The following is a 12,721-nucleotide window of genomic DNA, read 5'->3' on the forward strand; positions in this document are numbered from 1 at the left end:
GATGGCATGGCCGACGAGCGGGGTAGTCGGACGTTATGACCGATCTGAATCCCAACGAACAGCAGCCGGACAAGGACGTCGACGAGTGGGTCACCGGTGACGAGCCGGCCACCGGTCCCCAGCTGAGCTACCTGCACACCCTGGCCCGGGAGGCCGGGGAGGACGTCCCCGAGACGCTCAGCAAAGCGGAGGCCTCCCGGCTGATCGACCGCCTCCGACAGGCCTCGCCCCGGACGGCCGCGCCGCGGGGAGCGGTGCCTCGCACCCCCGCCGACGAGGCGGCCACCCGGCCCGGCGACACCGAGAGTCCGTGACCGCGTGACGCGCGCCCTGCCGAGACTACGGTCCGCGGAGCGGCGTCTCACCCGGCGCCTGGCCGGCTGGGACCCGCTCTGGGCCCGGCGTGCCCTGTCCGGGGTCGAGGGCGCCGCCCGGCGCACCAAACTGTGGTGGGGCGTCGCCCTGCTGTTGGCCGTCACGGGCGGTCGGCGCGGACGCGCGGCCGCGGTGGCGGGGCTGACGGGAATGGCGGTGGCCGAAGTGCTGTCCAACGCCGTCGTCAAACAGCTCGTGGCCCGGGACAGGCCGCCTGAGGAATGGTTTCGCGCGGACGAGGTGCGGGAGCGGCCCGACTCCTCGTCCTTTCCGTCGGGACACACCGCCGCCGCGGTCGCCTTCAGCGCGGCCGTGACCGAGAAGTGGCCCGGAGCCGGCGCGCTGTGCCTTGGGGCTGCCACCGCCCTCGCCGTCCAGCGGGTCCACAGCGGTGCCCACTACCCCAGCGATGTCGCGGCCGGTGCCGTCATCGGGCTCGCCTCCCGGGCCCTGCTCCGCGCCGTGCCCGCAGCCTCGCGCCGCGGCCGGCGGCTCGTTCCCCGGGCGGTCTCGGCTCAGTTCCCCGGGCCGGGGCGGCTGTGGCCCTCGTGACGGCCGTCGGCGCCCTCTTCGTTGAACCAGTAGTCCCCGGCGGCGTGGTAGCGCCGACGGGCCTCCCCCGCCCTGCCGACCGCGCTTCGGGGGGCGTCGGCCGCTGCGGCGACGGGGAGTTCGATGCGGTCTTGGCGAGGCTGGCGTTCGAACACAACAGGCTCCTGACGAAGCTGGGGTGGGATCTCCCTCATGATGGCGCCGCGCCCCGCGTCCCGCAGGTCGAGGCGGACGCGTCCCCCGCCGGAGCCCCCTGCGGATGCGGGGGGCTCCGTTCCGTGGCAGCCTGAACCGCCCCTCGGCGCGCGGGGCGCCGGGTGGCGCCTCAGCCGGCGTGGACGTGGGGTCGGAGCCGACGGTCGGGTTCGGCCTCGCGGATGACCTCGCGGGTGACCGGGGCGACCTCACCCTGGCCGAAGAGGAAGAACCGCAGGAAGTTGGCCATCGGGTTCCCCTCCGTCCACTCGAAGTAGATGTGCGGACGCTGCCCCGTCTCGTCGCGCACGTGCAGGAGCAGTGCGGCCAAGGCGTTGGGGATGCTGGCGCTCTCCAGGGTCAGCACCCGGTGGCGACCGTGCAGCACCTCCCCGCGCACGCGCAGACCCGACTCGAACTCGGACGCGTCCAGGACGGTGACCTCGACGAACACGATGTCGTCACCGGGCGGGATGTCGTTGTCCTCGTGGATCTGCCGGGCCTTGTCCCGGTACTCCGCCTCGTCGCGGCTGCCGGGCTCGTTGGCGACGAAGCGGATCGTGCGGTCGGCGGCGTCGCGGACGAACCGCTGGGCCACTGCGTCGAGTTCCACGTCCGTGACCCGCAGTTCGAAGACGCGGGCGAGGCGGGACAGCAGGGAGAGCGCCATGATGCCGGCGATGAAGCAGGCGCCGATCTTCACGCCGTCGGGGCGTTCGACCACGTTGACGGCGGTCGTGTAAAGGAGGACCGCGGAGATGAGGCCGAAGCCGATGGTCCAGCCGCGTTGGCCGGCCTTGCGGGCGGCGATGGTCACGGCGACGGCGGCGGAGGTGATCAGGACGAGGACGCCGGTGGCGTAGGCGCCGCCCTGCGCGTCGACGTCGGCGTCGAAGAGCCAGGTGACGAGGAACGCGACGAGGGTGAACACGATCACCATCGGGCGCAGCGCCCGGGCCCACTGCGGGGCCATGCCGTAGCGGGGCAGGTAGCGGGGCATCAGGTTGAGCAGTCCGGCCATCGCCGAGGCGCCGGCGAACCACAGGATGCAGATGGTCGAGACGTCGTAGACCGTGCCGAAGGCGGTGCCGAGGTGCTCGTGGGCGAGGTACGCCAGGGCTCGGCCGTTGGCCTCGCCGCCGGGCTTGAACGCGTCCGCGGGGATGAGCAGGGTGGTGATGAAGCTGCTGATGATGAGGAAGACGCTCATGATCACGGCGGCGGTGGTCAGGAGCTTCTTCGTCCCGCGCACGCGCCCGGCGGGCTCGTCGGCCGTGTCGTCCCGGTCGCCCCGTACGTGCGGCATGACGGCCACGCCGGTCTCGAATCCCGACATGCCGAGCGCGAGTTTGGGGAAGACGACGAGGGCGATGGCGATCATCATGAACGGGTTGCCGTGTTCGGTGATCAGGGCCTGCGACCAGTCGACGATGACGTGCGGTCGGGAGACCACCTGCCACAGGCCGACGGCCATGACGACGACGTTCAGGGCGAGGTAGGTGCCGACCAGGACGACGGCGACGCCGATGGCCTCGCTGAACCCCTTGAGGAACACCGCCCCGAGCAGGGCGACCAGCAGCAGCGTGATGACCACCTCGTGGCCGTGCAGCGTCGCGGTCAGGTGCGGGTTCTCCACCATGTGCGCGGTGGCGTCGGCGGCGGAGAGGGTGATGGTGATCAGGAAGTCCGTCGCCGCGAAGCCCAGCAGGGTCAGGACGAAGAGCTTGCCCTTCCAGAAGGAGAGCAGCCGTTCCAGCATCGCGATGGAGCCCTCGCCGTGCGGGCTCTCCTCGGCCACCCGCCGGTAGACGGGCAGTGCGCCGAAGAGGGTGAGCAGGACGAGCACGATGGTCGCGACCGGCGACAACAGGCCGGCGGCGAGGGCCGCGATGCCGGGCTGGTAGCCGAGGGTGGAGAAGTAGTCGAGACCGGTGAGGCACATGACGCGCCACCAGGGGCGCCCCTCGTGCTCGGTGTGGTCCTGCTGCTTGGGGCGGTCGGTCAAGCCTTCCAGCAGCCACGCGCGCAGGCGTGGCGTGCGGGCAGGGGTGGCCATCGTGGTGCTCCTGTCGTACGCATGAAATCGGCCATCACCTCGACGGCTGAGCCAGCGTACGCATCCTGAACATTCCTGCCCGACCGGGGTCCAATCCTGACACATTCTTAACGCTGGCCGCCTGCCTACCTTCGAATGCGAGGTCGATCGCCACAGCGGGAGCGGCGCGCATGAAGGCCGCCGAGGTCGACCCCGCGCCCGCCAGGAGGGCGTCAAGAGTTGCGATCCGGACAGAAGCTCGACGTGCGACGGGTGGAACGCCTCGTCGCCGAAGGCCGCACCCTCGGCTTCATGAGCGAACCCCGCGTCAACGTCCTGGAGCTCAACACGGCACTCGAGGCCCTGACCGGATCCTGACAGGCCATTCACTTGCCCAAATGGCTTCTACATGCCAATGTGGCAAGTACAAGCCATTGCGGACAGGCAATGGCTCGAGCGAGGGGGAACCATGGTGGACGGACCGAGTGAGGGGGCGGGGGCCCTTGAGCGGGCGGTCGGCATGGAGCGCGCCGCGCTGCGGGGCAGCGACTGGTACACGCGATATCTCGCGGTCTTCGGTGGGGCTCAGCTGCTCGTAGTGCCCACTGCCCTCTTGTGGCACGGGCCCGTGGCGGCCGCCGTGTTCGCCGTGACGCAGATGCTTCTCGTCGGTGGTCTGAGCCTGTACGCGGCACGGCAGCAGGCGGTCCGCCGGGGTTTCGGAGTCCGCCACGGGATGATCATCGGTGCGTGGGGCCTGATCTTCGGCGCGACGCTCATCGTGGGTCTCCAGGTCTTCCCGGGCAGCGCCGCTTTCGCCGTGGTGGGCGCCGTGGTCTGTGCCCTGCCACCCGCGACCGGCGCCTGGCTCGAACTGCGGCGGCCGTCGTGACCCCCGGCGGGCCGGGCTCCCACCCCCGGCACGAGCTCGACGCACTGCTCAACGCCCCGGTGCGGCTGTCGGTGGTCGCCGCGCTGGCACCGCTGGACAAGGCCGAGTTCGGTTTCCTGCGGGATCTGGTCGAGGTCAGCGACTCGGCCCTCTCCAAGCAGATCGCGGCCTTGGAAGAGGTGGGCTACATCGAGGTCCACAAAGGACGCGTGGGCCGGCGCCCGCGCACCTGGCTCTCATTGACTCCCGAGGGCCGAGCCGTCTACCACCGCCACTTGACCGCCCTGCGTGCCATCGCCGCCGACTGGTCGCCATAGCCGGGCCGGCGGACCTACCGGCCGGCCCATGATGGGTGGCCGGCAGCCGAGCCTGGCGCACGGCCACTCGCCGGACGTCAGACGGTGTCTTCGAGGAAGCCGCCCGACTGGTGCTGCCACAGCTTCGCGTAGGCGCCGTCCGAGGCGCGCAGTTGCTCGTGCGTGCCCTGCTCGATGATCCGGCCGCGGTCGAGGACGACGAGGCGGTCCATCGTGGCGACCGTGCTGAGCCGGTGCGCCACCACCAGCGCCGTCCGCCCCTCCATGAGCCGCCACAGCGCGTCCTGGACGAGGATCTCGCTCTCCGAGTCCAGGGCGCTGGTCGCCTCGTCGAGGAGCAGGATCGGCGCGTCGCGCAGGATCGCCCGGGCCAGGGCGACCCGCTGGCGCTGTCCGCCGGACAGCTTGACGCCCCGCTCGCCCACCATGGTGTCGAACCCCTCCGGCAGCCCGTCCGCGAACTCCGTGACGTGCGCGGCCTCCGCCGCACGACGGATCTCGGCGTCGGTGGCCGCCGGCCGGGCGAACGCGATGTTGTCCCGGAGCGTGCGGTGGAACATCGCCGGGTCCTGCGGCACGTAGGCGATCAGGCCGCGCAGGTCGGCCTGGCGCAGCCTGCTGATGTCCTGCCCGCCGATCAGGATGCGGCCGGAGTCGATGTCCGTCATGCGCAGCAGCAGCCGGGTGAGCGTGGTCTTGCCCCCGCCGGAGCGACCCACGAGGCCGATCTTCGTCCCGCTGGGCACGCTCAGGTCGAGGCGTTCGAAGAGCGGCTTCGCACCCGCGTGGGTGAACGTCACCTGCTCGAAGCGCACGTCGGCGGCGGTCTTGGACCGCAGCGGCTCGGGGGACGGCAGGTCGAGCACGGTCGGCCGCTCCAGCAGCAGTTCGGTGAACTGGGCGGCCTCGGTCATCGAGCTTTCCAGACGGCGGTAGATCTGGTTGAACTCGAACATGATCCGGGTCGCGTTGGAGTAGTAGGTGAAGGCGACGACGACCGCCTCCACGCCGTGGCCGGAGCCGGCGAGCGTGACGGCGAGGAGCAGCCCCAGCGCGTTGGTGACCACCGACATCGGCGCGACCAGCGTGTCGATGCGCAGGTTGCCGTAGTCCCAGGAGCGCAGCGTGAGCCGCCGTGACTCGGCGACCCGCGACCGGTGCTCGGCGGCCTCGCGCTCCTCGGCGCCGAACGCCCGGATCGTGTCGATGTTCATCAGGCTGTCCGCGACGTGGCCCGAGACCCGGGCGATCGCCTCCTCACGCTTCCGCACGAGCCCCTGGCGCCGCCGGATCAGGGGCGCCACGCACAACGCCGTCAGCGCGATCATCGACAGCAGGGCCACCACGAGCAGGGGTTCGTAGTGCCACAGCACCACCGATCCGAACGCCAGCGGCACGAAGCTGCCCATGACGGAGAAGGTCAGCGTGTCGACGAGTTCCTCGAAGCGGGAGGCGAAGCTCAGGACCCGCTTGGTCAGCGAGCCCGCGAAGTTGTCGTGGAAGAACGCGGCGTCCTTGGCGAACAGCTCGTCCATGCCGATCACGTAGAGGCTCTCGATGCCCCGGGCGTCAAGGCGGTTCAGGCAGTGCAGTCCGAGGCGCCACAGCGCCTCGGCGAGCAGCAGGGTCCCCCCGAACCACAGGACGTAGGGCAACATCGGGCCGATGCCGGTGCCGCCGCCGTCCCCCGCGATGTGGGCGATGAGCTTCGCGACGACCAGCGGCGCGATGTAGTTGATGCCGATGTTGCCCATCGCGGGCAGCAACATCGCGGGCAGGGTCAGCCATCTGTGGCGGACCAACTCCCTTCCGTAGTACCGAAGGGCGAGAAGCGTCGCGCCCGTACCAGTGTCCGTGTCCGTGTCCGTGTCCGGCGAATTTTCGCGTAATCCGAGCGATGCCATGGCAACCCTGCGTCGTAGAACCGGCGGAGGATTGGCAGTGTCCTGCAAGCACGCCCGAGCAGTCCAAGCGTTTTCCCGTGGCCCCGACCCCACCGATCCGCCGCCAACACGTTTTCCGGGGCTTGTCGGCCGGTCGCGAGTGGGCTGGAACGCCGCACCCGCACGGGCGGGCCCGGACCGATGCCTGCGGTCCGGACCCGTCGTTCACGGAGCGGTCAGCTGGTGGTGAGCGCCGTGTCGTCGATCACGAATGACGTCTGGAGGCTGGAGTCCTCGGTGCCGGTGAACTTGAGGGTCACCGTCTGCCCCGCGTACGAGGACAGGTCGAAGGTCTTCTGCGCGTAGCCGGTGTTCTTGTTGAGGTTGGAGTACGAGGCCAGGGTGGTGGAGTTGGCCTGCACGGTCAGCTTGTCGTAGGCGGTGGTGGTGCTCGTCTCCGCTGTGTCGATGTGCAGGTAGTAGCTGAGGGTGGCGTGGCAGCCGGCCGGGATGGTCACCGACTGGGAGAGCGAGTCGGTGTGGGTGGAGCCGTAGCCGTTGAGCCAGGCCTTCCAGGAGCCGGAGTGGGCGGCTTCGCCGCTGCCGTTGTCGACCACGCCCGCCGAGGCGGTCCAGGGGGCGGCGGCACCGGACTCGAAGCCCTGGTTGCCGAGGAGCTGGGCCGGAGTGCAGCTGCCACCGACCGGGGTGACGGTCCAGGTGAAGGAGGTGCTGCCGCTCGCGTTGGTGGTGTCCTTGGCGGTCACGGTGACGTTGTAGGTGCCGGTTGTGGTCGGGGTACCGCTGATCAGGCCGGTGGAGGCGTTGATCGACAGGCCGGCCGGGAGCCCGGTGGCGCTGTAGGTGAGGGTTTGCCCGCTCGCGGAGTCGGTCGCCTGGATCTGCACTGAGGCCGCCGTGTTGACGGTGGTGGACCGGCTGCCGGGGTTGGTGACCGTGACGGTGTTCCCGCCGGTGGATCCGCCGTTGAAGGCCGCCGTGCCGTTGGGCGTGCCGAGACCGGTCGGGCCGTCGTAGCCGGACTTCGCGGTGCAGAGGTAGCTGCTGCCGCAGGAGCCGTTGGCGCCGCTGGTCACGTCGTTGAGCGACGCGGTGTGGGCGTAGGGGTAGGAGGAGGGGTAGCTGCCCGCGGCCGGGTTGCCGGCCAGGGCGTAGACGGAGGCGATGATCGGCGCGGAGGCGCTGGTGCCGCCGTAGACGTTCCAGCCGCTCGCCTGGTAGCTGTCGTAGACCGCGAGGCCGGTGGCCGGGTCGGCGACGGCGGACACGTCGGCGACGGTGCGCTTGGCGCAGCCGCTGTCGGTCTGCCAGGACGGCTTGGTGGTGTACGCGGAGCAGCCGGAGCCCGCTCCGTTGCCGCCGGCGCTGGTGCCCCAGACCGATTCGGACCAGCCGCGGGTGGTGCCGCCCGCGCGGCTGAGGGAGGTGCCGCCGACCGAGGTGACGTACTGGGAGGCCGCCGGGTACTCGACCCCGTAGCCGCTGTCACCGGAGCTGACGGTGATCGCGACGCCGGGGTGGTTGAAGTAGGAGGTGTCGGAGGCGGCGTCGGTGGAGTCCTCGCCGCCGCCGTAGCTGTTGGAGACGTACTTCGCCCCCATGGTCACCGCGCGGTTCACGGCGGTGCCCAGGTCGACCATGGACGGCTGGGCCGCCTCGACGAGGAGGATGTGGCACTGCGGACAGACGGCGCTGACCATGTCCACATCGAGAGAGATCTCGCCGGCCCAACCGGAGTCCGCGGTCGGGTAGCTGGTGCCGCCGTTCTGGTCGACCTTCTTGAAGCAGCCGTTGGCCGTGGTGCAGGCCGGCAGACCGTACTGGGAGCGGTACGTCGCCAAGTCGGACTCGGCGTTCGGGTCGTCGTACGCGTCGATGATCGCAACCGTCGCGCCGGCGCCGGCGGAGGCCGACAGGGCGTACGCGCTCTGCAGGTCGGTGGGCCCGTAGCCGGAGGGGAGGATGCCCGGGGTGAGGCCGAGGTGCTGCTGGAGGTCGGTGCGGGCCAACGCGTGGCAGGCCATGAAGCCGGCCTTCGTCGGCTCCGAACAGAGCCGCTGGGTGTGCGCGGCCGTGGTGCCCGAGGCGCCGGCGGGGGCGGTCGAGGCGACGGAGGGGGAGGCGACTGCCAGCATGCCGCCCGATATCAGGGCCACCGCCGAGAGTAAGGCGGTGGCGCCACCACGGGTCAGGCGTCTGGTGCGCTCGGACAGGTTCGGTTGCAATGAACGGCCCTCCATGGGGGGGTTGACTCGCCGCGACGTGGGGACCGCGATTGTCACGTCCATGACATGCCAAACAACGGCGTCGGCGCGGGATGACGAGTGGCACGGATTCATTGATGCGACTGCAACCACGTGCAGTGGTGGCCACCGCAGAAGGTAGTGACGACCGGGCCCAAGGGAACACCCCCCGTAGGGCAAAGGCTTGCTTTCGACACGTGATCTCCGGGTATACCTTGTGCTGCCATGGAGTTGGACGACAGCACGGTCAACGACCTTGTCGCACTCGGCTTGTCCCGGTACGAAGCCCGGGTCTACCTGACGTTGGTCAGGCGCGAGGCGTACACCGCCGCGGAGGTGGCCCGCACCGCGGGCGTCCCCCGCCAGCGCGTGTACGACGTACTGGACGCACTCGTCCGGCGGCGCCTCACCATCCTGCGCCCCGGACGCGTCGCCACCTTCTCCGCCGTGCCGCCCGATTCGGCCGTCGCCCGCCTGATGGCCCTGCAAAGGGAGTCGCTGGACAGGCTCGATCAGGTGTCGACGGCGCTGGCCGCGGCCTTGGCGCCGGTCTGGTCCGACGGCCGGACACACACCGACCCCCTCGACTACATCGAGGTACTACGCGACCCCAAGGCCATCGCCGAACGCTTCGCGAGCATCCAGCGGCAGGCCACGCACGAACTCCTCAGTTTCTGCAAGCCGCCCTTCGTGGCGCCCACGGCCAACAACGAGGGCATCAAGGCCGTGCGCAGACTGCGTCGGGCCGGGGGCACCGCCCGCGCCGTCTACACCCATGACGGGCTCGGCGAAGCGGAAGTCCTGGAAAACGTCCGCCGGTTCGGCGAAGCGGGCGAGGAGTCCCGATTCACACCGGCGCTCCCCCTGAAGCTGGTCATCGCCGACGCCGCACAGGTGCTGTGCGACATGCCCGACCCCGTGGCCGGCACCCGGGCCACCACCGCGCTCTACATCGAACACCCCGCGCTCGCCGCCTGCTTGAGGCTGGCGTTCCAGGCGGTCTGGGACCGGGCCGAGACCGTACCCCACCCACACCACCCCTGACGCCCACCCCAGCCGAGGCGACCTACCCGCAGGTGACCGGTCGGCCGCGTCCCAGGCCGGCAGCGTGTCGGGCCGGTCGGCGAGCCAGAACCGACCGCGGCCGCGGGCGGCGCCGCAGCACTGGTCCTCCAGTGCCCGGTAGAGGCCCCCGGCACCGCAGCGATCCTGACGATCCGTTCACCGGACTCGTGTTCTGCCGACCCGACGGCCTCCCGTGGGACCCCACCAGGTTCTGGACCGGCTCCGCCGACTGTCCGAGGAGGCTGGCGTCCCGCGGATCACGGTCCCCGACCTGCGCCACTTGGCCGCCACCATCACCATCACCATCACCATCACAGCCAGCGTGCCGCTCACCGTGGCCTCCAAGACGCTGCGGCACTCCACCCTGTCGACCACGGCGAACATCTACAGCCACCTCACCCAGCAGGCAGCAAGAGAAGCCGTCGACACCATCGACCAGACCTCGACCCGAGCCGAGAAGGCCAACACATGCACGGCCCTGCCGCCGGCCTGGCTGCGACCAGCACGCGAGCACATCCACGCCCTGCGCGAAGCCCTCCGCCGAGTCCGCTCCCCCGCGCCACCGGCCTTCAGCGCCACCGCCAACCAGACCCGGCTCGGGCGTGCGACCACACCGCGACCACCACGGCCCCGGACGCACCAAAGGCCGCCCTCTCACGGATGAGAGAACGGCCTCCGACCTGCGTTTCCGCAACAGTCGGGACGACAGGATTTGAACCTGCGACCCCTTGACCCCCAGTCAAGTGCGCTACCAAGCTGCGCCACGTCCCGATGCCCGCTGACCTGGGGATTTCCCCTGGCTGAACTGGCAGGGAAACAATACCGCACTTACCGGGGTGGTCGCGCGCACATTCCGCGGGGTCGCACCGTCTGGCGGGTCGGGGCGGCGGCGCTTGACCTCAAGTGGGCTTGAGGTTGCACGGTAGGTGCATGACACAAACAGCCGCGGACGCTGAGCTCCGCCACCAGGACCTGGGTCGTCTTATCGCGCTCATGACAGGGGCCGAGAAGCACGGACCCGCCGCCACCTCCACGCTCGACGTGCTGTGGGTGCTGTACGACCGGGTGCTGCGGGTGTCGCCCGGGACCGCGCGGGACATGGGACGCGACCGGTTCCTCCTGTCCAAGGGGCACGGTCCGATGGCGTACTACGCCGTCCTCGCGGCCAAGGGGTTCTTCCCCGTCGAGTGGCTCGGCGGGTTCGGCGACTTCGACTCCCCCCTCGGACACCACCCCGACCGCACCTTGATCCCCGGCGTCGAGATCGGCAGCGGCTCCCTGGGGCACGGTCTGCCGTTGGCCGTCGGCACCGCGCTGGGTCTGCGCGCGCAGGGGCTGGACGAGCCGGCCGTGTGGGTGCTGATCGGGGACGCGGAACTCGACGAGGGCAGCAACCACGAGGCACTCGCCTACGCGGGCTCCGCCGGTCTGGAGCGGCTGCACACCGTCGTGATCGACAACGACTCGGCGACCCACGGCTGGCCCGGCGGGATCGCCTCCCGCTTCGAGGCCGCCGGCTGGTCGGCGACCACCGTCGACGGGCGCGACCACGCCGCTCTGCACGCCGCCTTCACGGTGCCGCACCCGGGCAGGCCGCACGCCGTCGTCGCCCGCGTCGAGAAGAAGTTCTGAACCACACACAAGGGGCAGGGGAGACATGGACACCATGCGGGAGCGGTTCATCACGGTCACGTCGCGGATGCTCGACGAGGACCCCCGGTTGGCACTCGTGCTCGCCGAGATCACCATGGACGGGTTCCGGCCCGCTCAGCGGCGCCACCCCGATCGGGTGGTCAACGTGGGAATCCGGGAGCAACTGCTCCTCGGACTGGGAGGCGGACTCGCCCTGACCGGACTGCGGCCGATCATGCACACCTTCGCCAGTTTCCTGGTGGAGCGGCCGTTCGAGCAGGTCAAGCTGGACTTCGGACACCAGGGCACGGGCGGCGTCCTCGTCAGCGCGAGCGCGAGCTACGACTGGCCTGCCGGCGGTTTCACCCACATGGCGCCCGGAGACGTGGCCCTCCTCGACACCCTCGACGGGTGGACCGTGCACGTGCCGGGTCACCCCGACGAGGCGGAGGCGCTACTGCGCGACGCGTACGCCGCCGGGGACGACAAGGTGTACGTCCGCCTCAGCGCGCAGACCAACGCCGAGCCGCGCCCCTCCACCGGCCCGGGCCTGGTCACCGTGCGGGAGGGACGCGCGGGCGTGGTGCTGGCGGTCGGCCCCCTGCTGGACAACGTCCTCGCCGCGACCGAGGGCATGGACGTGACCGTGCTGTACGCGACGACCGTGCGGCCCTTCGACGACGCGACCCTGCGCGCCGCCGCCGGACAGCGGGTGACGGCCGACGTGGTACTGGTCGAGCCGTACCTCGCCGGCACCTCCACCGCCGCCGCCAACGACGCCCTCGGCGACCTCCCGCACCGGGTGCTGGGCCTGGGCGTCGGCCGCGCCGAACTGCGGCGCTACGGAACCGTCGCCGAGCACACCGCCGCCCACGGCCTCGACCCCCGCTCGCTGAGGGAGCGGATCTCCGCCTTCCTGCGGCCGGGCGTCTGATGCCCCGGCTCAGCGGCCCGCGTCGTTGCGTCCCCGCGGCACTTCCTCCCGTTCCCGCAGCAGTTCCTCCAGTTCCGCCGCGAGGGCCTTCACCGTACCCAGGCCCTCCGTCCCCCAGCGCCTCGGCACCACGTCCACCGCGCACACCGTCCCGAGGACGACACCCCGCCGGTCCGTGAGCGGCGCCCCCGCGTACGAGCGGACCCCGCTGCCGTCCACGACGGCGTTGCCCGCGAAGCGCGCGAAGTCCCGTACGTCCTCCAGCACCAACGCCCGGCGGCGGACCACGACATGGGGGCAGTAGCCGAGATCCCGGGTCAGCACGCGGGCCGGGTAGCCGCTCGGCGATGCGTCGGGGCGGTGGTGGAGGCCCGCGAAGAACTGCCGTTCCTCGGCGACGAAGTTGACTCCCGCGTACGGGGCGTCCAGGGTCTCGGTGATCCGCCGCGCGAAGGCGTCGAGTTCCGAGTCGGGCCGCTCCCCCAGCCCCAGTTCGCGCAGCCGGACCGTCCGGGCCGGCGCTTCCCGGTCCACCGGGGTGAGCAGCAGGTGGCCGGTCGATTCGTAGTACGTCATG

The 12,721-nt window shown here is 70.9% G+C and carries 13 protein-coding genes, 1 tRNA gene and 1 pseudogene; 9 read left to right on the forward strand and 6 right to left on the reverse strand.

Annotation, left to right across the window (positions count from 1 at the left end; translation table 11 throughout):
- Nucleotides 1-35 precede the first annotated feature (35 nt).
- Both ACV7NM_RS06100 and ACV7NM_RS06105 read left to right on the forward strand, forming a co-directional pair.
- Nucleotides 36-314, forward strand: coding sequence for a DUF3072 domain-containing protein (locus ACV7NM_RS06100; protein WP_463409302.1), 279 nt, complete (start codon nucleotides 36-38; stop codon nucleotides 312-314).
- A gap of 4 nt (nucleotides 315-318) precedes the next feature.
- Nucleotides 319-927 (forward strand): phosphatase PAP2 family protein, encoded by a 609-nt coding sequence (locus ACV7NM_RS06105; RefSeq protein WP_463409303.1) that lies wholly within the window; start codon nucleotides 319-321, stop codon nucleotides 925-927.
- Here the strand turns inward: ACV7NM_RS06105 and ACV7NM_RS06110 are convergent.
- Both ACV7NM_RS06110 and ACV7NM_RS06115 read right to left on the reverse strand, forming a co-directional pair.
- Entirely contained in the window at nucleotides 891-1,082 is a 192-nt protein-coding gene (locus tag ACV7NM_RS06110) for a hypothetical protein (RefSeq protein WP_463409304.1), read from the reverse strand. The genes ACV7NM_RS06105 and ACV7NM_RS06110 overlap by 37 nt on opposite strands.
- 170 nt (nucleotides 1,083-1,252) lie before the next feature.
- Nucleotides 1,253-3,178 carry an APC family permease gene (locus ACV7NM_RS06115; RefSeq protein WP_463409305.1) on the reverse strand — a complete coding sequence of 642 codons (1,926 nt, stop codon included), beginning with the start codon at nucleotides 3,176-3,178 and terminating at the stop codon, nucleotides 1,253-1,255.
- 237 nt (nucleotides 3,179-3,415) lie between these two features.
- Between ACV7NM_RS06115 and ACV7NM_RS06120 the strand changes: the two are divergent.
- The 3 genes and pseudogenes from ACV7NM_RS06120 to ACV7NM_RS06130 form a co-directional block, all read left to right on the forward strand.
- Nucleotides 3,416-3,535 (forward strand): annotated as a pseudogene (locus ACV7NM_RS06120) (potassium-transporting ATPase subunit C); the annotation flags it as partial.
- Between the two features lie 91 nt (nucleotides 3,536-3,626).
- Nucleotides 3,627-4,049, forward strand: a complete 423-nt coding sequence (locus ACV7NM_RS06125) for a hypothetical protein (protein ID WP_463409306.1) — start codon at nucleotides 3,627-3,629, stop codon at nucleotides 4,047-4,049.
- Nucleotides 4,046-4,366 (forward strand): winged helix-turn-helix domain-containing protein, encoded by a 321-nt coding sequence (locus ACV7NM_RS06130; protein WP_463409307.1) that lies wholly within the window; start codon nucleotides 4,046-4,048, stop codon nucleotides 4,364-4,366. Before ACV7NM_RS06125 ends, ACV7NM_RS06130 begins: the two co-directional genes overlap by 4 nt.
- A 77-nt stretch (nucleotides 4,367-4,443) precedes the next feature.
- On the opposite strand, the gene ACV7NM_RS06135 is transcribed toward ACV7NM_RS06130, so the two are convergent.
- Nucleotides 4,444-6,135 (reverse strand): ABC transporter ATP-binding protein, encoded by a 1,692-nt coding sequence (locus tag ACV7NM_RS06135; protein ID WP_463413848.1) that lies wholly within the window; start codon nucleotides 6,133-6,135, stop codon nucleotides 4,444-4,446.
- A 350-nt stretch (nucleotides 6,136-6,485) separates the two neighbouring features.
- Nucleotides 6,486-8,405: a putative Ig domain-containing protein gene (locus ACV7NM_RS06140; RefSeq protein ID WP_463413849.1), complete on the reverse strand. Its 1,920-nt coding sequence runs from the start codon at nucleotides 8,403-8,405 to the stop codon at nucleotides 6,486-6,488.
- Nucleotides 8,406-8,738: 333 nt separating this feature from the next.
- On the opposite strand from ACV7NM_RS06140, the gene ACV7NM_RS06145 reads away from it, so the two are divergent.
- Both ACV7NM_RS06145 and ACV7NM_RS06150 read left to right on the forward strand, forming a co-directional pair.
- The gene (locus ACV7NM_RS06145) at nucleotides 8,739-9,557 is read left to right on the forward strand and encodes a TrmB family transcriptional regulator (RefSeq protein ID WP_463409308.1); all 819 of its coding nucleotides are present in this window, start codon (nucleotides 8,739-8,741) and stop codon (nucleotides 9,555-9,557) included.
- A gap of 214 nt (nucleotides 9,558-9,771) precedes the next feature.
- A complete protein-coding gene (locus ACV7NM_RS06150) occupies nucleotides 9,772-10,242 on the forward strand; it encodes a site-specific integrase (protein WP_463409309.1) in 471 nt (156 codons plus the stop codon).
- A 33-nt stretch (nucleotides 10,243-10,275) separates the two neighbouring features.
- Here the strand turns inward: ACV7NM_RS06150 and ACV7NM_RS06155 are convergent.
- Nucleotides 10,276-10,349: transfer RNA gene (locus ACV7NM_RS06155), tRNA-Pro, on the reverse strand.
- Nucleotides 10,350-10,508: 159 nt separating this feature from the next.
- Here ACV7NM_RS06155 and ACV7NM_RS06160 point away from each other — a divergent pair.
- Together ACV7NM_RS06160 and ACV7NM_RS06165 are read left to right on the forward strand one after the other, a co-directional pair.
- Complete coding sequence (locus ACV7NM_RS06160) at nucleotides 10,509-11,210, forward strand: transketolase (protein ID WP_463409310.1); 702 nt, start codon at nucleotides 10,509-10,511, stop codon at nucleotides 11,208-11,210.
- A 25-nt stretch (nucleotides 11,211-11,235) separates the two neighbouring features.
- Nucleotides 11,236-12,144, forward strand: a complete 909-nt coding sequence (locus tag ACV7NM_RS06165; protein ID WP_463409311.1) for a transketolase family protein — start codon at nucleotides 11,236-11,238, stop codon at nucleotides 12,142-12,144.
- Between the two features lie 9 nt (nucleotides 12,145-12,153).
- On the opposite strand, the gene ACV7NM_RS06170 is transcribed toward ACV7NM_RS06165, so the two are convergent.
- Complete coding sequence (locus tag ACV7NM_RS06170) at nucleotides 12,154-12,720, reverse strand: GAF domain-containing protein (protein WP_463409312.1); 567 nt, start codon at nucleotides 12,718-12,720, stop codon at nucleotides 12,154-12,156.
- Nucleotide 12,721 lies beyond the last annotated feature (1 nt).

The sequence above is a fragment of the Streptomyces sp. Tek67B01 genome (genome assembly GCF_055231995.1).